This window comes from Trichocoleus sp. ST-U2 (assembly GCF_039961875.1).
Classification (GTDB): domain Bacteria; phylum Cyanobacteriota; class Cyanobacteriia; order Cyanobacteriales; family FACHB-T130; genus FACHB-T130.
Window position 1 is genome coordinate 12,688 of the sequence record NZ_JAMPJY010000034.1, and the last position, 23,174, is coordinate 35,861.

The window sequence follows — 23,174 nt, forward strand, 5'->3', positions numbered from 1 at the left end:
CCAGGTTAGATAAAGTTATAACGAATAATGCTAATCTTTCAGCTTTTAAGTTGAAATTGGTTTTAAAATGCTGCTACAACATTTTTTGCTAACTACCTCCCCCTGGTTAAAATTATGAAATTGGAAGAGTTTGAGAATCAATATCGGAACGCTATGGATGACACGCTCAACCAACTCCAGACAGTGATCTTGTTATTGGCACAAGTAGAAGCTCAGGTTAGGGGAATAAGTTCTTCTGTGCAAAATCTAAGCCTCACCGTGGAAAAATACATTAACGAAAATAAAAGTGAATAACGATTGATTTAATTGCCAGAAATTCACGAAGTTGTTAATGAATTTCTTCTGCAATAGCTTGTCTCAAAGAAACTAAATTCACAGGTTTAACAAAGAACCGACGTGCCCCCAAAGTAAGGGCACGCTCTTCATCTGCTTGAAAAGCATAGGCGGAAACGACAAACACGGGGATGTGGAGCCAGTCTGGTCTTTCTTGGATTTGCTGGAGTAGCGTATAGCCATCAATGTCTGGTAATTTTAAGTCTAGCAAAACTAAGTGCGGCTGAAACTCAGCCATCGTCTGAAAAAAATCAGCCCCCCCGGCTAGGGAGAAAACTTGGTATCCCAGATAACCAAGATAGTCATTTAGCAGCTGTCGATTCGTTTGGTTATCCTCAACGAGCAAAATTCGCTTAGGAGATGCTTCAGCACTGAAGTCTGAATTCGGGTTGAACTGTGAGCGTTCTGTCTCACCGCTTCCGTTAAATCGGCCTGGGAAGATAGTTAAAAGTGATATAAGCATTAACCGAATCCATTGCACTCAGTGTAGCTATAACTTTATTAATAAGTTATCTGGTTAACAATAGATCAAAGTTGAATGACACTTAACTTTTGCCCTGAACTAAAGTACCCTTTAGCAATGCTCTTCGGGAACGGGCTAAGAGCTAAAGTCAGTTTTAACTGACCCAAAAACAGGTTGCGAGCTTTAAGGTGAGAGATTTATCGCAAGGCTCTTATATCAGTGCCATTCGAGTGAAGTTCAGGTTTAGGCGAACTTAAAAATTGACGTGCTGGGGTATTAGCAGGATACTGATCCTCTCAGCATGGCTTAGTGTATCTCTGGCTAAGGGAATTCCTAATGCCTGAAAAACTTTCAGCAGCGTTGCAATGTATGGCACTCCCAGCAAAGTCGGAATGAATTCAGATAGGCGAGTACTCTGGCAAGACAATTTTGATGATTTGTTCCAGAGGTCATTAATGGCGTCCCTAGGGTAAACAAACTCTTTAGATTAAGCGGGGCATAGTACAAGACGAGTGACTCCTGAAAAGCATCTTTTCAACCCTCAGTTGTTCAAACTAGACTCCTCAACAAGTTAGCTATTTCGTTCCCACAATGCTCCAGAAGCTCCAAGAGCAAGGATTCTAGGGACACTGCCTTCGGGTGTATCTCGTTTTTAAAAACATTATTTATCATTGAGAACCCTACTCTAATCCCCGTGAATCAGAATTCTTCCTTGTCTTGGCTCCGAAAAGTGGGGAGATTGAAGGGGGTACGGAGAGAGTAAATCTTGCCTTGCTCGGCGAGCGGGGGATTGAGGGGGTTCCTCCATCACAGAAGTATCTGTTAGACGTAATTGGTGAAATGGTATCACCTGGAAAAATGCTTAAAAGAAGCGGGGGAAAAATAGAATTTCTTCCTCACTGTTTACGGTAAGGGATTAGGTGACATTCCGGATTGCAACAACGCTTAAATTGCAACAAAAAAAGGGAGCAGATAGCTCCCTACTTTTTTAGGCTAAGACTGTGGAAGGTGCAAAATTTATGCTGCTTTTTGCAACTTGCGCTTAGCAGCAAAGAAACCACCCAAACCAATTAAGCCCAACAATGCGGAAGGTTCGGGTACGTCGAGGGGTGTTGCCGTCTGGGAAACCTTGAAATTCACAGATGCCTGAACAGGTATAAATCCAAAAGCAGTACCCGATGCAGAACCTTCACCAGAAATATTACACGTACCGCTCAGGCACACTTTAATCTTATCGAACTCATAGCCTTTTACAGTCAAGATATCGGTAATCTTGTTGTAAGAGAAATTAAACGTAGAAAGAAGATCGTCCGGACTATAGCTTAAACCCTTAAAGATGGAGCCAAAACCGCTAAAAGAATTGATGGAACCATTATTACTGAGGTAACTACCAAAATAATCTCCTAAATAACTGAAAGGATGATCGACGGTTAGCTCTGAATCTCCTTCATCTTGCAGCCTACCGCTGAGATTATCGATAACGTAGCTCTTGTCTACATCCACGGTGAAAGCCCCGAACAAGGAAACAGTGCCACTGACCTTCCCAGAGTAATCGAGTTTTGTCAATTGGGCTGCCTCAACAGGAGCCATACCAATTGTGCCCAAAGTGACAACTGCTGCTCCCGCAGTAGCGATTGATAACTTTACATTTCCTAACATTTTGGTGTCTCCATCAGTTCTAGGATTGTGCTTTCGTACAGCCACCCCAACCGGATTATCAAGCGTGTTGTCGGTTTTGAGCTTCAGGTGGTACTGGACTTCTTGGCACCCTCAGATATGTCTGTCTATTTTTTACTACAACTGTCATAATTTAGTAGTATTTACGGAGAAGTTGGTAAAGATACCGTAAATTTACTGTGATGTTTGTATAAAGAAAAAATCGGCCCGTCTCTTTCTCTTGACGGTGCCGATTAAATTTACGATTTTTAGCTAACTATTGACACTGCTAGTTTTTTATGTATAACCGCAGTGACTACAGAATTTAGGCTTTTTTCAGCATCTTACGCTTGACAGCAAAGAAACTACCTACACCGAGTAGACCCAGCATGGCTGAGGGTTCGGGTACTGATTCTGTTGTGGGTGGAACCCCATCAATTGTCAGTTCGTAGTTGCCGGTATGAGATGACTTTTTGCCTGTTTTGTCAAACTCACCTTTTTCATACAGTCCAGAGTTTGTGGCAAGGAAGTTGTATTTATATTCAGTCTTGTCCTCATAGGTAACTTTGACAACTTCGCTGGCTTGGAAGCCCTTGGGCACAAAAGGATAGAGGGTACTTAAATCGCTGTGACCCGCTAGCCCAAAGCTAATCTTGCCTGTAGTATCGTCTTGATTGACATAGGAGATATTAGCGTCACTGGATTTCTGGAATCCGCCGAGGGACAAAAACGTGTTATACAAAAATGAGTTTGCAGTTTGTCCCGCCTTGCTGATGAATTCGTTAAACCACTTGTTGGCAAGGTTTGATGCTCCATAGCCTGTAGTGTAAATACCCGTGTCAGTTGTAAACCAGTCTAGTCCTGTCAGACTGCTGAAAGTAATACTTTTGCCGCCAATCATACCACTCAAGCTAGTGACTGGAGCGTTTTTAAAGGCGGTCAGGCTTTTATATGTGTTACTTTCGCTGCTGGAAAATAGCTCTACGTTTCCAGTGGGATTGCTGCTATCGCCACTTAAGATACTGGTCAAATCAGCGGATGGATTGGCATAGGTATAACCATCCTTTGAGTCATATTTGATGATGTCAGTTCCTGTGATGGTTCCGCCTGTCAGGGTTCCAGCGGATGCCGGGGCGCTAGCGATCGCACTGAGGCTTGCCAACACTGAAGCGCTTAGCAAAATTTTCTTGATAGTACCTGTCATTTTGTGTGTCTCCACAAGTTTTCTGTCTAGATGAGTTTTGCTGGATAACGCGCACAGTAGCTAGGGCGCGGTCAGTTTTCGATCGGGGTTAACAGTTCCAAATAAGCAGGGACAACAATCAAGCGCCCGTCTTTTTAGCCTGTTTTTTGTTTATTCACTTGTCTCTATTTAATATAGTCAAATAATTAGTCTTAATCGATAAACTTTTGATGATTTTTAGTAAAGTTTGAGTAAAAGATTGAAGGCAAAAAGCAATTTTATTTTCCCGTATACTGACCGTAATAATACACAGTAATAGGAGACCAAAACCTAGAAATAGGAAGGTTATCCAAAATATGAATTCTGTCAAGGGTAGTTTCCATGAGTTTTAAGCTATGGGGCATTTAACCTGCCTAACCTTTAGGGACATTGCCTCTCATTAGTTGTTACAGAGGCGATCGCTCGCATCTATACGTTAGTGGCAACCGCTTTCTCCTACGGCTGACTACTGACAACAAAGCATCTATTTGAATCTAGGTGATATTAAATGTCTAAAAACTTACTGCTTCTAACTGGTTTTTGCGCTTCCAGTTGTTTCTTATTTCGAGAATTTTACGGAGAAGTTAGTGAACTGACCGTAGATTTACGGTTATGTTGATTGCAGAAAAAATAGCTCCACTCTCTTTTTGAGGCGAAGCTAATCAGTTGTTGTACATTTAATTTGACTATTTACTTGGGACACGCAAGATAAGACTTGCAGCCGTTTTAGGCAGCGATCGCTAGTCTTCTCACTTACGCATTACCGGCGATATCTTTTCAACCGCCATTTCTAATACTTCTGGATCGTGTACCAGCGCAAATCGTACATATCCTTCTCCAGATTTACCAAAACCGGCACCGGGCGAGGCAGCAACGCCAGTGGTTTCTACCAAATGGGTACAAAAGTTGATGGAGTCCTGTGCCCACGGTTCTGGTAATTTAGCCCAAACATACATGGTGGCAGATGGGGTAGGAACCTCCCAGCCAATTCTGTGAAGCGCTTTGACAAAGGCATCCCGGCGTTGGCGGAAGGTTTCAACTGCCGCCTTAACACCCTCTTGAGAGCCACTTAGGGCAGCGATCGCTCCATTCAAAATTCCTTGGTATTGATTGAAATCAACTGCTGCTTTCACCTGGCGCAAGGCGCGGATCAGATTTGCATTCCCAATCGCGTAGCCGATGCGAAAGCCGCCCATGTTGTAAGACTTAGATAAAGTAAAAAACTCAATCGAGACGCTTTTTTCGGGGTCGGCTTGTAAGATTGAGGGAACCGCAACGTCTTCAAATACGAGATCGGCGTAGGGAAAATCGTGAACCAGCACTAGATTATGACGCTGGCAAAAATCAACCGCTGTCTGGAAAAAAGATAAGGGCGCGATCGCAGTTGTGGGGTTGTGAGGATAGCTCAGTACCATCATTCGTGACTGAGCCAAAACCGGCAAGGGGATCTCCTCAAACACTGGCAAAAACCCATTTTCCGCCCGTAGTGGCATTGGATAAATTTGACCACCAGCTAGGTAAACTCCCCCAGCATGGGATGGATAACCTGGGTCAAGCAGTAAGGCAAAATCCCCTGGATTCAGCACTGCTAAGGGTAAATGAGCGGTGCCTTCCTGGGAACCAATCAGGGTCAGCACTTCGGTTTCCGGGTCAACCGGAATCCCGTATTTCTGGGTGTACCAGCGAGCGGCAGCTTGACGAAAAGCTTGAGTGCCGTGAAACAGCAAATAACCGTGGGTTTTGGGGTCAGATAAAGATTGGGCGATCGCGTCGATAACCCGATCTGACGCCGGTAAATCGGAGGAACCCAGCGATAGATCGATGATATTTTGTCCCGCCGTCCTGGCTTTTGCCTTAGCCCGATCCATATCGGCAAACACATTGGTTTGCAGGGGTTGTAAACGCTTGGCGAACTGCATATTTAGTCTTTAGTCCTTAGTCTTTAGTCCTTAGTCCTTAGTCTGTTGTCCGGTGTTTTTTGTCTCTCACCGAGCGATAACCAATGACTAATGACTACTGACTGTTTACAGGTGAGTTTCCAGGATACTCATTAATTTCTGCTTCCCAATCGCTCCCTCATAAGATTCAATCACCTCACTGTCCTTAAACAGCCTGAGAGCTGGAAGACCTTCTACTTTGTACTTTGCCACAGATTCGGGATTGGGGTCGCTTTCCATTTTCACGACCTTGAGGCGATCGCCATAAGTTTCAGCAGCGGCTTGTACGACTGGCGATACGAGGCGGCAAGGGCCGCACCAAGACGCCCAGAAATACACTAATACTGGCTGAGTGGCTTTCAGGACTTCTGTTTCAAACTCTGCATCATTAATTGAGATTGTGCTGCTCATGTCACCCCCGATTGACATTTATATTATTGCTTTACCTACTTAACACGGTATTCAAAACCGTTGCCAGTGGGCAGGAAAGCAATCAAGGTTTACGCCTTATTGATTGTAATACAGTACCTCAGGCGGTTCGTTGGGAATGGGGGTACATCAAGGAAATTTGCGATCGCACTTGATGAGTGCAAAAGCTTTATTGATAGTTGTAATCCGGACAGTTTATCTGTATTTTCTTATTTCCAGTAGTTAAAACTTTATTTTTTTAGCGAACTTATGTCTAATTAATAACAACTGATTCACGACTTTTTCAAAATTAACTAATTGACCTAGGCACGCTCGGCATCACCAAGCCTTACCCCTTTGGCATCAATGTTGCTCGCTTTCGCTAAAACTTACGCCAGCAAGCGAAAATTTATCCTAAAATCTTCAACTAGCAACGCTTCTGAACGTGCGAAACTTATCTGTGTCAAATAGCACTAAACTTCAGAGAAATTTTGCTAACTTCAGCTTTAAACTAAAGTTTTGCCTAAAACCCAAAACCTATCTAAACAGGTTCAAACGCTTACCAGGAAGCTAAAGGAAGCTTTAGCTTTAAGCTGGAAATTTATTTTCAGGCTGCTTGCGTCAATACAGTTTTCCTTAAGTCAGCCAGTTATGACAAGATAGACCCTCTTAATCCCATCGCCAACGAGTGTCAGATGAATGCAGAGCGGTCTATCAAAGTTTTGATTCGTAGATAATTGATCGAAAAGTGCAGGAATCTATAGGTTATCCAATTGCCTTTTCAGGTCTTCTAATTCGTTATCAACTGCGGAATTAGATTTAGGGGTAGAGGAAGTGGTTGGGTTAGCTGCCGGGAGTTGAGCTTGATTTGGAGAAGTGGCAGGACCCAGAGACATCTGAGCTTTCATCGCTGCCAATTCGTCATCAACATCGCTGCCGGATTCTAATCGGGCAAATTGGTTTTCTAAATCATTGCCAGTTATCTGGGCTGCCGCTTCTGACTGTGCTTCTAGTTGCAAGACTTTTTCTTCCATCCGCTCAAAGGCTGCCATCGAGTTGTTGGTATTCAGCCGTCCTACTGCGCCTTGCAACTGCTCCTGAGCCTTGGCAGCTTGTGCCCGTGCCTTGAGCATATCTTTCTTGGTCTTGGCTTCGGAAATTTTACTTTCCACGGCAATCAAGTTGCGCTTGAGGGTGTCTACCTGAGTGGTTTGTCCGTCCAAGCTAGTTTTCAGGGTAGCGGCAGTTTCGGCATATGTCTTTTTGCGTATCAGCGCTTCTTTGGCGAGATTCTCATCGCCTTTTTGCAGAGCCAACTGGGCGCGTTGTTGCCAGTTGTTTGCTTCGGTTTGGGCTTGGTTGTATTGTTGCTGAGTCCGTTTTTGGGTGGCAATGGATCTGGCAACAGCCTGACGCAACTGCACCAGGTCTTCCTGCATATCGATGATGGACTGTTCCAGAATTTTTTCTGGGTCTTCAGCTTTGCTGACCACATCGTTAAGATTGGCTCGGACGACTCGGCTAATGCGATCGAATAATCCCATGACGCTGTTTATCCTTTTGGCGTGTACTAATGGTATTTCCAGGCTTTGAAAGTAGCCTTGAGCAAGTTCAATTTAGGAGGTCAGGTTTTCCATCGGTGCAGTAGTCGGCAATTGCCTCAAACACCATTTCTAGTCTAGGGCGCTAGGCAAGAGTGACTTGGGCAACCTTCAGGAATCGTTAAAGACCCAACACTTTTCTTCCTAGTCTAGAAACTTCTAGTCCAAAGCGGTAGTTTCCAGATCAAGAACTTTCCAGTTGGGAGCGAATTTTTTGTAATTCGGCATCTTGGCTAGGGTCAAGTGCCTGCTGACTAGACGGCAGTTGCGGTGCTTCAGTGCCTTGGCTCAGCTGAGCTTTCATGGTAGCTAATTCGGTATCAATATCCCCAGCATCTTCCAGGGAGAGAAATTTCTTTTGCAGGTCATCGCTTCCGAGTTCAGCGATCGCTTCTGACTGCGCTTCTAGTTGCAAGACTTTTTCTTCCATGCGCTCGAAGGCGGTCAGAGAACTGGCAGTGTTAACACCACCTAACATCTCATTAATTTTCGCAGATGCTTGAGCCGAACGAGCACGAACGATGTACATATCTTTTTTCGTCTTGGCTTCCGAGATTTTGCTCTCTAGCGATCGCATATCTTGCTTGAGCCTACCGACGACTTGATTTTGTTGCTCGATCTGCGCCTGCATTGCTTCTGCTGTTTCCTGATAGGATTTGCGCTTGGTGAGGGCTTGGCGGGCTAAGTTTTCATCACCTTTTTGCAGTGCTAGTTGGGCGCGATTGTACCATTCTTGAGAGGTAGACTGCGCTTGGTTGCATTGTCGCTCAGTCCGTTTTTGGGTAGCGATCGCTTGAGCCACCGCCTGCCGCAGTTGAATCAAATTCTCCTGCATTTCCATAACCGTTTCTTCCAGGATTTTTTCTGGATCTTCCGCTTGTCCAATCAGACTGTTGATGTTGGCTCGAATTACTCGCAAGATGCGGTCGATCAATCCCATGTCAGTTCTCCATTCACAACGCACGGGTTCAGTGGAGCGCGGTCACTCGATCGCGAACACGGCAGCGAACCCCTAAAAGCAGTCGCCCTCTTAGGGCATCGCAGTCCCAGTAGCAACGTTAACAGAATGCTAGGTTACTTTCCAACTCAACCACCTCCAGCTTAAGGCTGATCGACCGCCGCAGAAATCCCCTGTGTCTGAAGCTCTTTTACCAATGTTTGAGCCTGAGATTCTTTCTTGAACGCACCGAGATAAATTTGGGTGCCTTCTGGTGATAAATAGGCATCGGGAACAACCTTTCGCGCCTGTTGCAAGGAGCTTTCGCCATTGTATTTTACAAACACATAATAGAAGCCCTCTGGATTCGGCGCAGGAGTTGCCGCAGTCGGGGAGGGTTTCACACTCGGTTGTATACTCGGTTGTCCAGAGGCGGGGCGTTGTGGCAATCCTGGGAGAGGGCTGGCGGGTGTAAGGGGCACTGTTGCGGCTGGCGGCAGCCCTGGAAGCGGCACCGAGCCAGATTGCCCAGATGAGGAGTTTGCGGGGGCAGGTGAACTGGGTAGCGGGGAAATTGTTGGCACCGCTACTTGAGTTTTGGGTAAGCCTGCCACATTGGATCTTGAAGCTGGACTGGAAGATGGCAAAGTGCTTAAGGTATCCAAATTTACGTCCACAAACTCGTCAGTCGCCAGGTTTGGGCCACTTGGCGCAGCTCCAGATGCTGGGGCATTGGTGGTTGGACTTGTTGCCGTTGGACTTGTTGCCGTTGAAGTTGTTGGCGTTGGATTTTGAGCAACGGTGGGCGTGCCTGACTCCTGGAAGCGATCTAAACCTAGAAAACTGAGGCTGCCTGGATTCGTCACTAAATAGCCCAAGGTGGCAGTTGAAAATAGCAACAACAACAAGGAACCAACTCCTAGGGGAGTCAGCAGGCTATCCAGAAAACTGCGTTCTGAGCGACGAGGCGCTGACGCCTCTTCTTCCACCAAACTTCGCAGAAGTTGTTCGGAAGATTCCAGATAGTCATTGGGAGGGACGTGCGTTGAAGTTGGATTGACAAACTCCGGTGGATCTGCTGCTGGTTCTGGATGCCAAGCTGGTTCCTGGGGTGGCGTGGCGAAGGTCGCTAGTTCCGCTCCAGGAGCCGATAAATCAAAAGATGGCGCGGGTGCGGGCGGTGTATACCCTGTTTCATTCTGGATCGTTGTCTCAACTCCCTTGCCTTCCAGATTTGCTGCCTGTGGTGGGCTGGCTGGCGGCGGAGGCGGTGGCGGTGGGGCGGCGGGCGGCTTTGCTGGGGCGGGTGATTGATTCCTGCCTCCCGTAGCACTCACGGAAATTAAGTCGATAGGTTTGTTGCGAACCCGATCGTGATTCATGCGAGGGGCAGGCGACGCCCCTCGTCCCCCTCGTTCGCGTCGGTATCGAGATAATTCTTCTTCTAACTGCACGTCGAGACTGCCCAGAGCCGCCTGCAAGGCTGGATTGATGGACTGGGCGGGAGAGGGGCGAGTAGAAGACTCAACCGAATGACCTTGACTCATAGCTTTAGCTACTGACGAATCTTGGAGAGCTGACGGATCTCTTTATTACACGTTGTTTTCTGCTTGAAGGCAACCGTAACCCGAATCTGCTGTCTTGGTTTTGAGTACGATCGAGCAAGAGGATCGATCGTTCTGCCATTTAGCTGGGGATTTGTTGGATGTCTTTTAAATCTCTTCATCATATCTTAGGGGCTATCGAAAATCAGGCGGCGTGGCAGGCTAGCCAAGAATTTCAGCGGTTACTCAAGTGTTGGCCTTCGGTGGTGGGAGTGGCGGTGCAGGCTCAAACGCGACCGATTTCCATATCGAGGGGCGTTTTGTCGGTTGCTACATCCAGTGCTGCTTGGGCACAAACGCTGACTTTTGAGCGTCAGCGAATCCTGCAAAAGTTGAATGCCCATCTAGGTAGCAATTTGGTTGATATTCGCTTTTCGACGGCTCAGTGGCAGAAGAAGCCTGGTTCTAATCGTTCCTGGTATGCACAGGAACAATCGGTGGCATGGAAAGAGCATCCCAGTCGAGTTGTTGAGGGGACATCTTCACCGTCGTTGAACCAGAAGGCACAACTGAAAGAACCCCACCAAGCTTTTCAACATTGGGCGGAGGGTGTGCGGGAGCGATCGCAACATTCACCGCTTTGTCCCCAGTGCCAGTGTCCCACCCCTCCAGGAGAACTCCAGCGCTGGGCTGTGTGTGCCCTGTGTGCTGTCAGGCAATGGAAAGGCTAGCTTTCAGTAGATTTGGTGCCATTAAGCCGAAACAGCGATTGGTACTAGGTCGCGGGCAACGCTTGCTTTCTCTGGTGGCACCCCTCAAACCCCACAAATCATCTGCATCGCTTGAATTTATTTAGGTCTATCTGCTTAGTTCCTAATTCAGACCGGAATGTGAAGTTGTTTTGTATCGTATGTTACAGATGCCAGTTTCCTCTCCGTTACATCTTGTAACTTGGACGCCTGCGTAGCCTTCTGTACAAAAGTCTTCTAAGGCGGAGCTTGTATGCCACCAATGCCCTGAATTTATGGCATCAATCTCTATTCCCGATTGCTTCGCCCGTATGCTGACATCCTTACTTCCTAAGTAGTTACAGGGAATGTAATGATTTTAATTGCCTACTAAGGCTGACTCAAAGAATTTTAGAGGCAAAAATCTCAATTTAGTCGATAGATGCAAAGTTTGTCATCTAAATCAAGAGATAAACGACTGAATAAATGAGCTAAATTTAGTCTTTTCTGGAACGGATACGTCTAAGGTTTGTCTTGATCCCCATAGGGTTTTGTTAAAAAATGGTATTGTTCATGAGATTACTTACTATAGATAGATGTGTCCGTTTTTAATGTTTCATGTGTCTGTCTATTACACAAAGCTAAAGAAAATCTAAATCAGTATTTGTACTTGGGGATCGCTAGAACATAGACGGGGAATATAGATTACAACATTCCAAACTCTACAACCGTTAATAGAGAATTTTAATATAAAGCATAGATAAAAATTCTCCTAAAGAGGACTCCCATGAAGACCTTAAATACTGTAACTTCTGCCTGCCGGTATTGTCAGTATTACAAGCCCGAAGGGCGTCGTGGGGGTCTTTGTCAGCAACTCGGCGTGCCCGTTCGAGGCGGCTGGGGAGCCTGTTCTTTAGCACTTCCGGCATTTGCGCCGTCTTGGGAACGTCTCGAAGTAATGATGCGCTGGCAGGATGAAACCCTGAAAACACCGGAGGCGCTCTCAATCAAATGTTCGCTGAACTCTTCTCAAGAATCTACCTCGCTTAACGAGAATGTCTCTACTGCCCAACAGTCAGTAGAAGAAGAGGCGCTGCTCGTATGAATAAAATAAAGAATAGTTAAGCTCACCTTGCAGTTTGTCAAGGCAACTTGCTTAAACTCTTAAAAAAATAAAGATTTGCTTTAGAATCGCACCTTATTTAAGTCAAGGTGCGATTTTTGATTTAAGAGCCTTGTGGGATACTTTTTTACAAAAGATGACTCTTTAAACCCGTTTTCTGAAAAAAAACGGGTTTTTCCATTTGCGAACGACTAAGGCAGCCAAGGGTATTGACGGAAATCGGGTGGACGTTTTTCCAAAAATGCCTGCTTGCCTTCGGCTCCTTCCTCAGTCATGTAATAAAGCAAGGTGGCGTTACCGGCGAGTTCTTGCAAACCAGCTTGTCCATCGCAATCGGCGTTGAAAGCAGCTTTTAGACACCGGATGGCAATCGGGCTTTTTTCTAAAATTTCATTAGCCCACTGGATGCCTTCTTGTTCCAGCTGTTCTACAGGCACGACGCAATTCACTAAGCCCATTTCTAGTGCTTGCTGTGCGCTGTATTGGCGGCAGAGAAACCAAATTTCTCGCGCCTTTTTTTGCCCAACAATCCGGGCAAGATAGCTGGCACCAAATCCACCATCGAAGCTGCCGACTTTAGGGCCAGTTTGCCCAAAAACAGCATTATCTGCGGCGATGGTGAGGTCGCAAATCAGGTGCAGGACGTGTCCGCCACCGATGGCATAACCTGCCACAAGCGCAATGACGACTTTGGGCATGGAACGAATTAGGCGTTGCAAGTCTAGGACATTTAGGCGGGGGATGCCTTCATCGTCTACATACCCAGCTTGTCCCCGCACACTTTGATCGCCACCAGAACAGAAGGCGTATTTGCCATCGGTGTGAGGACCAGCGCCAGTAAATAATACGACGCCAATGCTAGTATCTTCGCGAGCATCGCAGAAGGCGTTGTAAAGTTCAAAGACGGTTTTGGGACGGAAAGCGTTGCGTTTGTGCGGGCGATTAATCGTGATTTTGGCGATACCGTCGCCTTTGTGATAGAGGATGTCTTCGTAGGTTTTGGCAGTTTGCCAGTTGATTTGCATAGAGAGTTGTGCAGTATTTCGAGTTGTGCAGTATTTCGGCTTGAGAATTTTAACCCAGTGTTTGAAATTACGGTGACTAGGTAGAACCTCAAGAGAGAGGAGGCTTGAGCGATCGCTGTGTCATCATGACGACAGGGCTAAGAAAAGGCATTTTATGGGACAGACTGAGAAGAATTCCGAAGTCGAATCTGAGAATTTTAATGCTTTATCGTCAGATAACGCTTTAACCAATCCGAAAGCAGATCGATTAGGATATGCAACCTTTGCAAGATATCTAGCAGACAGTATTTGCAAAATGAGCTTTCCGGAAGGCTTCGTGATTGCAGTCTACGGTTCCTGGGGTTCTGGCAAATCGACGCTGTTGAATTTTTTAGTTCACTATCTAAAGGAAAAACCAGAGGACGAGCAACCAATTATCGTACCCTTTAATCCCTGGTTGTTTTCGGGACACGAAGATATCACAAGGCGCTTCATTGACCAATTACAGGCTGTTTTGAGTGAATTCAAATCTGTACCGAAAGGGTTAAAAGATCGACTAGCCGATTTCGGTAAACTGTTTTCTGAAATTCCTATTCCTTACGCTCCAGCGGGTAAGGTAGTAGAAAAAATATTTGACGATAAGCAAAAGGATACTTCCGACTTAAAAGAAGAAGTCGAAAACACACTGCTAAAGCAGCATCCGCGAATCGTGGTAACAATTGACGATATTGACAGGCTTGCCACTGACGAAATTAGACAGTTGTTTCGCGTTGTCAAAGCCATTCCAAATTTTACAAATGTTGTCTATGTCCTAGTCTGCGATAAAGAAATTGCCCTCAAAGCACTTGCAGACACGCAGGGGACAACTGGAGAAGCCTATCTTGATAAACTTGTTCAAGTTCCTTTTGAGTTACCAATTCCCAATAAAAATCTACTCCGAAGGCTACTTTTTGAAAAACTGAATTTCGTACTTGCTGACACCCCTACACAGCTATTAGATAGAAATTATTGGGGAAATATTTACTATCAAGGGATAGACCAATTTATTACCAACACTCGCGATATCACTCGTTTGATAAACACCTTAAGCATGACGTACCCGGCAGTTCAAGGTGAAGTAAACTCAGTGGATTTCATCGCTGTTGAGTCGCTGCGAGTCTTTTGCCCAACGATATATGACATCATTCGCAAAAATCCTAAAGCTTTTGCAGGAGACACGGATACCAAAGGTTTTATAAGTGCTACAGCAGACGAACTAAAATCTCTTTACAATTCTTGGATTGCTCAGCTTCAAGATGAGGATAAAGAGCCAGTTAAACGGTTGCTATTGATCCTCTTTCCTAAGTTATCAGCGATTTGGGGTAATAATACCCAATACGTTGCACAACAAGAGTTAACATGGCGCAGACAACTGCGCGTGTGCAGCTTAGAAGTATTTCCAGTCTACTTCCGTCTGGCGTTACCAGAAGGTGAATTATCGAATACCGAGATGAAAGCCATCCTGGCTTTGGCAGGCGATGCGAAGGCATTTGGAGAAACTCTTGTAGAACTCGCTAATCAAAAACGTCCTGAGGGTACGACGCAAGTTCGGATATTTTTGGAACAACTTGAGGATTACACTGAAAAAGAAATTCCTTTAAATAGCATTCCTTCAATTGTGCAAGCTTTATTGGATGTGGGCGATCGCCTTTTGCGTCCTGAAGACGAACCGTGCGGAATGTTTGATTTTGGAAATGATATCAGAATCGAGCGCATCATCTCACATCTGTTGCGTCGTCTTGAGGAACCAGCACGGTTTGAGGTGTTGAAACAGGCGATGTCAGATGGTAAGGCAGTTTTAACAATTGTGGACAAAGTAGTCGTCCTAGGTCAACAACACGGTAAGTTTGGAGCTAGTGAATCAAATCTAGAAGAAGAAAGACTTATCAGCGCACAGCACCTTGATGAACTTGAAGAAATTGCCTTAAATAAGGTGCAAGATGCCGTGCAGCAAAACTCCCTATTACAAACGCCAGGTTTAGCACATATCCTGTATTATTGGCGGGAGCAAACAAGCGAGGATGAAGTCAAACAGTGGGTTAAAGAGGCGATTAAAAACGACGAAGGGCTAGTTGATTTCTTTGAGAAGTTTTTTGAAAAAGCATTTAGAAAATCTGAGTCTAATATGGGTCAAAGCACCGGCTACGGGCTTGAGCCGAATTTACTTGAACCCTACGTTGACGTATCTTTAGCGATTAACCGGCTTAGGAGCCTTCTTGAAAAGGATTGTTTAACAGAAGAACAGAAAAATGCGATCGCGCAATTTATTGAAGAATATGACAGGAGTCAGCAGGAGAAAGATTCTGACGATCCATTAGCATGAAAGGCTGAATGATTCACCAGAGTTAACGTTCACAGGATATCTGCTGCAAATTTTCCTAAATTCTCTTTCCGCCATTTGGCATCTACCTTGCGATTGGTTGGCAACTCTAAAACCCGGAGTCCCTGCGATGGTAATGGGTTTAATCGTTGCTTCAGGTGTTCCCAGGATGTAATCACTTCATGCTCTACATTGTAAGTAGCACAAAGCTGAGCAAAATTTATATCCTGTGGTGTGGCAAAAAATTCTTCAAAGGGTGGGTTAAATTTGGAAATCGGCAACATTTCAAAGATGCCGCCGCCATTGTTGTTAATTAAAATTATGGTCAAATGCCCTATAAATTTACTTCTCAGTAAAAAGCCGTTAGTATCGTGCAATAAAGCTAAGTCACCTGTCAGCATCACAGTGCTTTGATTGCGATGTGCAATGCCTAAAGCTGTCGATAAGGTGCCATCAATGCCATTCGCGCCTCGATTAAAAAAGGGCTGAATCCCGGAATTGTTGGGTGCCCAGAAAAACTCTACATCTCGCACCGGCATACTATTAGAAATAAACAGAGGAGTGCCCGGTGGTAGCGTCTTGGAAAGTAACCAAGCGGCTTTTCCTTCAAAAAGTGTGTCCATTGTTGCCATCGTTTGGTCGATGGCTTTCCTGACCTTTGATTCGGCTTCACACCAACTGCTGAGATAAGACGCGATCGCTTGCGTCTCTACAAGTTCATTTGGGTAGGTTTGAAATAGGTGTTCTATGGAGATTCGCAGGTGGGTTGTATTGCCGTGCAAGGGATCTAAATTGTGGTGGCTGGGGTCAATTACCCATCGGCGCGGTTGAGTTTTATCTAGCCAGTTTCGCAGTTCTTTACTGGTAGGTAATTCACCGATTTGAATTACCATTTCTGGTGTCAGTTTTTGCGCTAACTGCTGATTACGCAGGATTAAGTCATAGGTAGAAATTAGATAAGGGTTCAGTTGACTATAGTTCCTTAATGGAGATAGCGCCTCAGCCAATACAGGCCATTTTAAAGATTTGGAGAGGTGCGCGATCGCGATCGCATACTCTTCCGGTATTTTCGGTTGTGCAGTCCCAGCGATAATAATTCCTCTGTCACATTGCTGCCACTCCTGTATGGGGTTGAAAGTGGTAGGTTGCAGGTTGAAAGTTGCTCCTAATGGCTGACAATTTGCAAAGAAATCTTCTTCTAGTAGAGACGCACCATTTTGCATCTCTACAGCACCGTCGGGAATTGGGGCGAGGGGGTCGCGGAAGGGGATGTTAAGATGAACGGAGCCTGGAGTCGGAAAGAGCGTTCTTTCCCACGCATACATCACTGTCTGCCGCAGATAACCCAGCATTCCCATCTCTAGAGAAGGCAACGCTAACTCAGCTTGCCAGTTGGGATAATTGCCAAATAATTTCACCTGATCGATCGTCTGTCCAGAATGACAATCTCGCAATTCTGGGGGGCGATCGGCGGTTAAAACTAAAAGCGGAATTCGACTTTCCCTAGCTTCAATTACGGCTGGGTAAAAATTTGCCCCGGCAGTTCCAGAAGTGCAAACTAACGCCACCGGCAATCCAGATTTTTTCGCAATTCCTAATGCCAAAAATGCGGCGGATCGTTCGTCCAAAACAGGAATGGCTTCTATCTCATCAGTTTGAGCGAAAGCAACAGTAAGGGGTGTTGAACGAGAACCTGGACAAATAACGGCTGTGGTTAATCCTAGTCGCTTTAATGTTTCGGTTAGGATGGAAGCCCAGAGGGAGTTGGTGTTACGAAAATCAACGGGCATTTAAAAGAAGAATGAACCGCAAAGACGCTAAGAAAGAAAGAGAGAAGAGAGAGTTCCGGCTAGACTAAGGCTTTTAGAAGTGCCTGGAGTTTAAGTTGAATTTCTGCTAATTCTTTGTCTGGATCGGAACCAGCAACGATACCGGCACCGGCGTAGAGTCTGGCACGACAGCCATCTATGAGTGCTGAGCGAATTCCCACAACAAATTCACTATTTCCTTGGCGATCTACCCAACCGAGCGGCGCGGCATATAATGACCTATTGAAGGTTTCATAGCGGCAAATTTCTTTCTGGGCACTCTCGCTGGGGACGCCAGCAACGGCTGGTGTCGGATGGAGTTCAGCCAGGATTTCTAAGGGATGAACGCCTGCCGGGATTTTCGCCTGAATGGGTGTCCATAAATGCTGAATATTTAAGAGTTTCAATAGCTGTGGTTGGGACAATACTTGAGGATTTAAACCTAGCTGGGAAAGGCGATCGCGAATAAAATCAATGACTACTCGATGTTCGCGCCTTTCTTTTTCACTGGTTAGTAACCGATTTGCTAATTCCGCATCTTCACTTGCTATTTTTCCTCTGGGTGCTGAACCTGCCAGAGCGTCCGTTACTAATTCATGGTCATGAATACTAATTAAACGTTCGGGACTTGCACCAATAAAACTTTGTCCCTTGCCGTTACTGGTGGAAAAAATATTGCAATCAGGATTGCGAGTTCGTAAATGATTGACGGAGGGAATTAACTGGAAAGGAATCGGGGAGATAACATCAAGGGCGTGAGCCAAAACAATTTTATGAATTTTTTCTTCCTGAATTGATGATAAAGCCTTAACCACCGATGATTTAAAATGGTTTACATCTGCAACATCGTGTTTCTTAAATAGTTTTCTGGCATCAATTGCGATATCTAGAAAAGATGCACTATGAAATCTTTCTAAACTAGTAACTCTGATTGCCTGAAATGTACGCCATAAGCTTTCAGTTAAATCTTGAATATTTATCTCTGAATCAATCAGAATATTTGCGACTACTACCGAAGTCTGATTTTTTAGAGAGATTTGCCATCGGGGTAAGAATACTGTGGCGGAAGGAAAAAGAGAATCCGCTCCTAGATTTTCATTAAAAAATGTAAAAGCGCAGAAAAAATGAGCGCCCGAAAAAGGTAAATTAACTTCACCAATACTCGTGGTATTGGCAATGCAAGATTGAATAAACTCCTGGGATTTGTTAAACCGATTGGGGCTTTCTAGTGTTAGCGCAGCTGCGGTGTCGATGGCAGCGATCGCTTCTCCTTGTGCTGGTTTTTCAAAGTAAAAGTGTAATTGATCGGGTCTAGCGATCGCCTGAAGGACAACCAACGGATCGACTGCTGGGATTTCTTGAGAAATACTGAGGAGCTGTGTCTGTTTTTTTTGTACAGCAGTCTGCTTAAAGGCTAAAAGAAATTGATGCAGTTCGTGAGTGTCTTGAAAAAGGTTTTTAAGATAGGGTGTGACTAGCATGGAAGCGAGGATAGGTTGGCAATTTGATGTTAATACAACTAGCTGTGGCTCCTGGTTTATTGTTAGTAATCGAACAAACCTATCCTAAGAGCCAATAGAATAATGACAGTCCGTTGAAAACTGGTCGTATCTGCCAGTCTTCCCCTATTTTCTAAAAGTAAGGTGTGCTTACCAATAACCTTATTGAAATTCTTAACAATTCTCCAAAAATATTTCTTGAGGAATAAGGCTAAGCCTATGTATTGGTTTCTCTGTAGTATTTCTAGTTTACAACTTTCGCCTGCTTTTAAGATTGTCGTCATACTTTCAATGATTCCTTAACTTAAATTTCAGGATGATTACCGCAGGGGCATCTTCATTGATTAGATTTTAAAAACTCTTAAACATTGTATCTAAATCTACACTGTTTAGATAAAATGTGTGATTTGACCGAGCAGAATATGCGGGAGGTCATAACAAGTAGCTAGTTTTGAAAGAACCTGCTTAAGATTTGACATAGGCTAGTCTTCCATAGGTCAAGACACAACTGGAAACCTCTGTCTCCCTACTAAAGGGCTTGTAACAAAGTCTGTAGCAAATATCCTATCACGGCTTTAGAGTTGTAAAATTTGGTAGCTTCTTGGCAGTAGCATAGATTGAGACTAATGAATACAAAATTGATTAATCATCCCACCAGTGGAGGGGCAAACATCAGCGACCCCGGTCTTTGGATGGCAGCGATTAAGCCGCCCATGTACAGCGTTGCTATTATTCCAATTTGGGTGGGAACATCTGTTGCTTTTGCTGACACTCAAGTGCTTCAGGGAGCAATATTTTCTACATTTTTAATGTCAGCAATTTTGATTATTGCATGGCTGAATCTCAGCAATGATGTGTTTGATTCGGAGACGGGTATTGATAAAAACAAAGCCCACTCCTTGGTGAATTTGACAGGTAACAAATCATTAATTTTTTGGCTAGCAAATCTGTTTTTAGGGCTGGGTGTACTGGGAATCTTAGCGATCGCATGGTGGCAACAAGACCTCACAGTCATCGGATTGGTACTCCTGAGCTGTGCGTTGGGCTACAGCTATCAGGGACCTCCCTTTCGCTTAGGCTACCAGGGTTTGGGGGAAATTATCTGCTTTATTTGCTTTGGTCCCCTAGCAGTGGCGGCGGCTTATTATAGTCAAACCGGCACATGGTCGATGACCAGCCTTGCAGTGTCTATTATTGTAGGGATTGCCACGAGTTTAATTTTGTTTTGCTCCCATTTTCACCAGGTTGCGGACGATTTGGCAGCCGGGAAGCGATCGCCCATCGTCCGCCTAGGCACTCAGAGAGGATCGCAATTATTGTCTTGGTTTAGCGGCAGTATTTATGCGCTGACTGGGTTGTTTGTCGTTTTGCAAATTTTCCCCGTTTGGACGTTGCTAACCTTTGCAAGTTTGCCCTTCGCTATCAAATTATGCCGCCACGTCCACCAGTATCACGCTCAACCTGAGAAAGTCAGTAACAGCAAATTCATCGCAGTATCTCTACACTTTTGGAGTGGGCTGCTGTTGGGATTGGGGTTTGTACTGCCCTTATAGCTGATGCAATATCAGTTTGAATTTCGTCCTTACCGGCGGAGGTTTGTGCATCCCTTGCAAACCAGTCACGGCAACTGGGACATCCGCGACGGCATCATCCTCCGCCTCACTGATGAGAACGGGCAAGTCGGCTGGGGCGAAATTGCCCCCCTGAGCTGGTTTGGTTCCGAAACCTTAGAGCAAGCGCTGTCATTTTGTCGCCAGCTGCCGGAGGAAATTACCGATGAAACGATTTTCTCCATCCCATCTGCCCTTCCCGCCTGTCAATTTGGCTTCGAGTCCGCTTGGGAAGATACCTGCCGAGTACAGTCGCGGCTATACGAATCAAACCTGCCGGAGTTTAGCCTTGAGCAAAGCGAAGGGCAATTTTCAAATCTATTTGTAGAGATGCGAAATTTTGCGTCTGTGCAGTCCGCGAAGGCGGACTTCGTTTGTGTCACCGCGAACTCATTCGCCAAGTCTATTTGCTACAGCGGCTTATTACCTGCTGGCGAAGCTGCCTTAAGCCAATGGCAGACGCTGTGGAACCAGGGATATCGCACCTTCAAATGGAAAATTGGCGTTTACCCAATTGCCGACGAACTAAAAATTTTCCAACGACTTACCCAAACACTGCCAGAAGGGGTAAAACTGCGCCTGGATGCCAATGGCGGACTCAGTTACGAGGAAGCCAACCTGTGGCTGTGGACTTGCGACAATGTTACGGCGGAGGAATTACCTGTAGAAATTGAATTTCTCGAACAACCGCTGTCTGTGGCTCAATTTCAGGGGATGGCGGAATTAAGTATGTGCTACGCCACTGCGATCGCCTTAGATGAATCAGTGGCTACAATTGACCAGATGGAAGCTGCGTACCGTGACGGTTGGCGGGGAATTTTTGTGATTAAACCGTGCATTGCCGGTTCCCCATCCCGTTTGCGCCAATTTTGCCAACAACATGAAATTGATGCCGTGTTCTCCTCCGTCTTTGAAACCACGATTGGTAGACAGGCAGCATTAAAGCTAGCAGCAGAATTATCCCGTCACAATCGAGCCGTTGGTTTTGGTATTAACCACTGGTTTGACGAAGATGAAGAAATCTGATTTAAGAACCTATGGAATCGCCGCTAGACTATCTTAAAAAACGTGCTATTGATGATTGGCTGATTGGTTACGACAGTCGCAACTTTATTTATATTGCCGAGCAATTATTTAATCAATTAACCCCACTTGCGAACTCTAAAAACAAACCAAAAATATTACTGACAGAGCGAGAACCAATCCAATTTCTTGCCAGCTTCATCGCTGCCTGTGCCGCTGGTTGCCCAGTTTTTCTTTGTAATCCCAACTGGGTTAAACACGAATGGCAACAAGTTTTTGATTTAGTCCAACCAGACCTAATTTGGGGAGATTGCCCTTATCCTTTAACCTCCCCATCTTGTAGAGACAAAAATCGCGTCTCTGCAACTAGCAACAACTGGATTATGATTCCCACCGGAGGTTCATCAGGGCAGATTCGATTTGCCATCCACACCTGGAAAACCTTAATGGCATCCGTACAAGGTTTTAGACAGTATTTTCAAATAAATCCAGTAAATTCTTTTTGTGTATTGCCCCTGTATCATGTCAGCGGTTTGATGCAATTTATGCGTTCCTTCACCTCTGGGGGAAGATTAGCAATTGTGCCATTTAAAGAATTAGAATCTAGTGAAAAGTGCGAGATCGATCCATCTGAATTTTTTCTATCATTAGTACCTACTCAACTACAACGTCTCCTCCACAATCCAGATTTAACCGCTTGGTTATCCCGCTTTCAGACAGTGCTTTTGGGAGGTGCCCCTGCGTGGATAAAACTTCTGGAGGAGGCGAGACGCCACAGCATCCGCTTAGCACCCACTTATGGCATGACAGAAACCGCCTCGCAAATTGCCAGCCTCAAACCAGAATATTTTCTCAACGGTACTAACAATTGCGGTCAGATTCTTCCCCATGCCAAAGTGACAATTTGTAGTTCTAGCAGCGAGATATTAGAAATTAATCAAGTAGGAACTGTTACCATTAAATCTGGTTCTTTGACACTTGGTTACTATCCAGAAAAATTTCTTAATCAACAACATTTCCAAGTAGATGATTTAGGCTTTATTGACGAACAGGGTAATTTAAATATTATCGGTCGTAGCAGTAACAAAATTATCACAGGTGGCGAAAACGTCTTCCCCTCTGAAGTAGAAGCTGCAATTCAAGCTACAGGTTTAGTTGCTGATGTCTGTGTAATTGGTTTACCCGACTCTCACTGGGGACAAATTGTAACAGCCGTTTATGTTCCCAGTAAATCAGACATTTCTACTTATACTCTACAAGTAGAAATTGAAGATAAATTGAGCAAATTTAAACGCCCTAAATACTGGGTGCCAGTAGAAACATTACCAAGAAACACTCAGGGAAAAGTGAACCGCGAACAGCTACAAAGAATTGCTTATACTAGGGTATTTGAGTGGCAGTATAACGAAGTGTAACGCACTCTATAAACTCTCTCTTCGCATCCTTTGCGTCTACTCGCGCATCCCTCTCGCGCATCCGCGCCGCTACGCGAACGCTAATGCGGTTTATTCCTCTTCTTCCTTCAATTGCTGAAGCCATCGAATCATCTCCGCTGGAATTTCTTTTCTACTTCTAGTAGCTGCATCGATGCAAACGTGCCGAGTAATTGCTTGTGCGACTACCCGATTCTCTGCAATAAATTGGTAATTAACTTCAAATTTTTCAGATGAAAGATGTTGAGGAATTAACTGAATAACTACTTTGTCACCACAATACATCGGACTGAAAAAATCAACGCTGGCATGAACAATAGGAATCGCAACATTCGGGTTGCTGAAAAACAACTTGAGATTGATATCCAAAGCCGCTAGGGATTCTTCATAAGCTTCGTGACACATTGCCAAGACATTAGCAAAGTAGACAACACCGGCGGCGTCGGTATCCTGAAAACGAATCGTTCGGGTATAAGTAAATGACAT

Annotated in this window: 19 protein-coding genes; 7 read left to right on the top strand and 12 right to left on the bottom strand. The window is 45.0% G+C overall.

Translation table 11 applies throughout. The features are described 5' to 3' along the window. Nucleotides 1-114: 114 nt before the first annotated feature. Nucleotides 115-294 carry a hypothetical protein gene (locus tag NC996_RS20035; protein ID WP_190414923.1) on the top strand — a complete coding sequence of 60 codons (180 nt, stop codon included), beginning with the start codon at nucleotides 115-117 and terminating at the stop codon, nucleotides 292-294. 34 nt (nucleotides 295-328) lie between these two features. Here the strand turns inward: NC996_RS20035 and NC996_RS20040 are convergent, their stop codons facing one another. The 8 genes from NC996_RS20040 to NC996_RS20075 all read right to left on the bottom strand — a co-directional run bounded on the left by NC996_RS20040 (nucleotide 329) and on the right by NC996_RS20075 (nucleotide 10,104). Then, on the bottom strand, nucleotides 329-796 hold the full coding sequence (locus NC996_RS20040; protein ID WP_190682150.1) for a response regulator: 468 nt from the start codon (nucleotides 794-796) through the stop codon (nucleotides 329-331). 1,017 nt (nucleotides 797-1,813) lie between these two features. Next, nucleotides 1,814-2,455, bottom strand: a complete 642-nt coding sequence (locus NC996_RS20045) for a PEP-CTERM sorting domain-containing protein (RefSeq protein WP_190682152.1) — start codon at nucleotides 2,453-2,455, stop codon at nucleotides 1,814-1,816. 322 nt (nucleotides 2,456-2,777) lie between these two features. Continuing rightward, nucleotides 2,778-3,656, bottom strand: a complete 879-nt coding sequence (locus NC996_RS20050) for an NF038130 family PEP-CTERM protein (protein ID WP_190682155.1) — start codon at nucleotides 3,654-3,656, stop codon at nucleotides 2,778-2,780. Between the two features lie 767 nt (nucleotides 3,657-4,423). After that, nucleotides 4,424-5,593 carry an LL-diaminopimelate aminotransferase gene (locus NC996_RS20055; RefSeq protein WP_190682158.1) on the bottom strand — a complete coding sequence of 390 codons (1,170 nt, stop codon included), beginning with the start codon at nucleotides 5,591-5,593 and terminating at the stop codon, nucleotides 4,424-4,426. Between the two features lie 105 nt (nucleotides 5,594-5,698). Beyond that, nucleotides 5,699-6,022: a thioredoxin family protein gene (locus NC996_RS20060; protein WP_190528941.1), complete on the bottom strand. Its 324-nt coding sequence runs from the start codon at nucleotides 6,020-6,022 to the stop codon at nucleotides 5,699-5,701. A 755-nt stretch (nucleotides 6,023-6,777) separates the two neighbouring features. After that, nucleotides 6,778-7,563: a PspA/IM30 family protein gene (locus tag NC996_RS20065; RefSeq protein WP_190682161.1), complete on the bottom strand. Its 786-nt coding sequence runs from the start codon at nucleotides 7,561-7,563 to the stop codon at nucleotides 6,778-6,780. Between the two features lie 241 nt (nucleotides 7,564-7,804). Further along, a complete protein-coding gene (locus NC996_RS20070; RefSeq protein ID WP_190414930.1) occupies nucleotides 7,805-8,560 on the bottom strand; it encodes a PspA/IM30 family protein in 756 nt (251 codons plus the stop codon). A 161-nt stretch (nucleotides 8,561-8,721) separates the two neighbouring features. Continuing rightward, complete coding sequence (locus NC996_RS20075; RefSeq protein ID WP_190682164.1) at nucleotides 8,722-10,104, bottom strand: SPOR domain-containing protein; 1,383 nt, start codon at nucleotides 10,102-10,104, stop codon at nucleotides 8,722-8,724. Between the two features lie 158 nt (nucleotides 10,105-10,262). On the opposite strand from NC996_RS20075, the gene NC996_RS20080 reads away from it, so the two are divergent. Further along, entirely contained in the window at nucleotides 10,263-10,832 is a 570-nt protein-coding gene (locus NC996_RS20080; protein WP_190414932.1) for a DciA family protein, read from the top strand. A gap of 784 nt (nucleotides 10,833-11,616) precedes the next feature. Continuing rightward, nucleotides 11,617-11,934 (top strand): hypothetical protein, encoded by a 318-nt coding sequence (locus NC996_RS20085; protein WP_190414933.1) that lies wholly within the window; start codon nucleotides 11,617-11,619, stop codon nucleotides 11,932-11,934. A gap of 209 nt (nucleotides 11,935-12,143) precedes the next feature. Here the strand turns inward: NC996_RS20085 and menB are convergent, their stop codons facing one another. Then, on the bottom strand, nucleotides 12,144-12,977 hold the full coding sequence (gene menB, locus NC996_RS20090) for a 1,4-dihydroxy-2-naphthoyl-CoA synthase (protein ID WP_190414934.1): 834 nt from the start codon (nucleotides 12,975-12,977) through the stop codon (nucleotides 12,144-12,146). A 154-nt stretch (nucleotides 12,978-13,131) separates the two neighbouring features. On the opposite strand from menB, the gene NC996_RS20095 reads away from it, so the two are divergent. Then, nucleotides 13,132-15,318, top strand: a complete 2,187-nt coding sequence (locus NC996_RS20095) for a P-loop NTPase fold protein (protein WP_190682167.1) — start codon at nucleotides 13,132-13,134, stop codon at nucleotides 15,316-15,318. Nucleotides 15,319-15,347: 29 nt separating this feature from the next. Here the strand turns inward: NC996_RS20095 and menD are convergent, their stop codons facing one another. Both menD and NC996_RS20105 read right to left on the bottom strand, forming a co-directional pair. Further along, entirely contained in the window at nucleotides 15,348-17,105 is a 1,758-nt protein-coding gene (menD, locus tag NC996_RS20100) for a 2-succinyl-5-enolpyruvyl-6-hydroxy-3-cyclohexene-1-carboxylic-acid synthase (protein ID WP_190682170.1), read from the bottom strand. A 59-nt stretch (nucleotides 17,106-17,164) separates the two neighbouring features. Next, complete coding sequence (locus tag NC996_RS20105; RefSeq protein ID WP_190672216.1) at nucleotides 17,165-18,604, bottom strand: isochorismate synthase; 1,440 nt, start codon at nucleotides 18,602-18,604, stop codon at nucleotides 17,165-17,167. Between the two features lie 644 nt (nucleotides 18,605-19,248). On the opposite strand from NC996_RS20105, the gene menA reads away from it, so the two are divergent. Genes menA through NC996_RS20120 form a run of 3 tightly spaced genes read left to right on the top strand, consistent with a single transcriptional unit; the run spans nucleotide 19,249 to nucleotide 22,670 of the window. Next, entirely contained in the window at nucleotides 19,249-20,175 is a 927-nt protein-coding gene (gene menA, locus NC996_RS20110; RefSeq protein WP_190682173.1) for a 2-carboxy-1,4-naphthoquinone phytyltransferase, read from the top strand. A 3-nt stretch (nucleotides 20,176-20,178) separates the two neighbouring features. After that, nucleotides 20,179-21,258, top strand: a complete 1,080-nt coding sequence (locus NC996_RS20115; protein ID WP_190682175.1) for an o-succinylbenzoate synthase — start codon at nucleotides 20,179-20,181, stop codon at nucleotides 21,256-21,258. 11 nt (nucleotides 21,259-21,269) lie between these two features. After that, nucleotides 21,270-22,670 (top strand): 2-succinylbenzoate--CoA ligase, encoded by a 1,401-nt coding sequence (locus NC996_RS20120; protein ID WP_190682178.1) that lies wholly within the window; start codon nucleotides 21,270-21,272, stop codon nucleotides 22,668-22,670. A gap of 90 nt (nucleotides 22,671-22,760) precedes the next feature. Here the strand turns inward: NC996_RS20120 and NC996_RS20125 are convergent, their stop codons facing one another. Further along, on the bottom strand, nucleotides 22,761-23,174 hold the full coding sequence (locus NC996_RS20125; RefSeq protein ID WP_190431914.1) for a thioesterase family protein: 414 nt from the start codon (nucleotides 23,172-23,174) through the stop codon (nucleotides 22,761-22,763).

Bases quoted from the DNA above. Each gene is read 5' to 3' on its own strand.
- NC996_RS20035 (WP_190414923.1), top strand. From the start codon at position 115: ATGAAATTGGAAGAGTTTGAGAATCAATATCGGAACGCTATGGATGAC.
- NC996_RS20040 (WP_190682150.1), bottom strand. From the start codon at position 796: ATGCTTATATCACTTTTAACTATCTTCCCAGGCCGATTTAACGGAAGC.
- NC996_RS20045 (WP_190682152.1), bottom strand. From the start codon at position 2,455: ATGTTAGGAAATGTAAAGTTATCAATCGCTACTGCGGGAGCAGCAGTT.
- NC996_RS20050 (WP_190682155.1), bottom strand. From the start codon at position 3,656: ATGACAGGTACTATCAAGAAAATTTTGCTAAGCGCTTCAGTGTTGGCA.
- NC996_RS20055 (WP_190682158.1), bottom strand. From the start codon at position 5,593: ATGCAGTTCGCCAAGCGTTTACAACCCCTGCAAACCAATGTGTTTGCC.
- NC996_RS20060 (WP_190528941.1), bottom strand. From the start codon at position 6,022: ATGAGCAGCACAATCTCAATTAATGATGCAGAGTTTGAAACAGAAGTC.
- NC996_RS20065 (WP_190682161.1), bottom strand. From the start codon at position 7,563: ATGGGATTATTCGATCGCATTAGCCGAGTCGTCCGAGCCAATCTTAAC.
- NC996_RS20070 (WP_190414930.1), bottom strand. From the start codon at position 8,560: ATGGGATTGATCGACCGCATCTTGCGAGTAATTCGAGCCAACATCAAC.
- NC996_RS20075 (WP_190682164.1), bottom strand. From the start codon at position 10,104: ATGAGTCAAGGTCATTCGGTTGAGTCTTCTACTCGCCCCTCTCCCGCC.
- NC996_RS20080 (WP_190414932.1), top strand. From the start codon at position 10,263: ATGTCTTTTAAATCTCTTCATCATATCTTAGGGGCTATCGAAAATCAG.
- NC996_RS20085 (WP_190414933.1), top strand. From the start codon at position 11,617: ATGAAGACCTTAAATACTGTAACTTCTGCCTGCCGGTATTGTCAGTAT.
- menB (WP_190414934.1), bottom strand. From the start codon at position 12,977: ATGCAAATCAACTGGCAAACTGCCAAAACCTACGAAGACATCCTCTAT.
- NC996_RS20095 (WP_190682167.1), top strand. From the start codon at position 13,132: ATGGGACAGACTGAGAAGAATTCCGAAGTCGAATCTGAGAATTTTAAT.
- menD (WP_190682170.1), bottom strand. From the start codon at position 17,105: ATGCCCGTTGATTTTCGTAACACCAACTCCCTCTGGGCTTCCATCCTA.
- NC996_RS20105 (WP_190672216.1), bottom strand. From the start codon at position 18,604: ATGCTAGTCACACCCTATCTTAAAAACCTTTTTCAAGACACTCACGAA.
- menA (WP_190682173.1), top strand. From the start codon at position 19,249: ATGAATACAAAATTGATTAATCATCCCACCAGTGGAGGGGCAAACATC.
- NC996_RS20115 (WP_190682175.1), top strand. From the start codon at position 20,179: ATGCAATATCAGTTTGAATTTCGTCCTTACCGGCGGAGGTTTGTGCAT.
- NC996_RS20120 (WP_190682178.1), top strand. From the start codon at position 21,270: ATGGAATCGCCGCTAGACTATCTTAAAAAACGTGCTATTGATGATTGG.
- NC996_RS20125 (WP_190431914.1), bottom strand. From the start codon at position 23,174: ATGTCATTTACTTATACCCGAACGATTCGTTTTCAGGATACCGACGCC.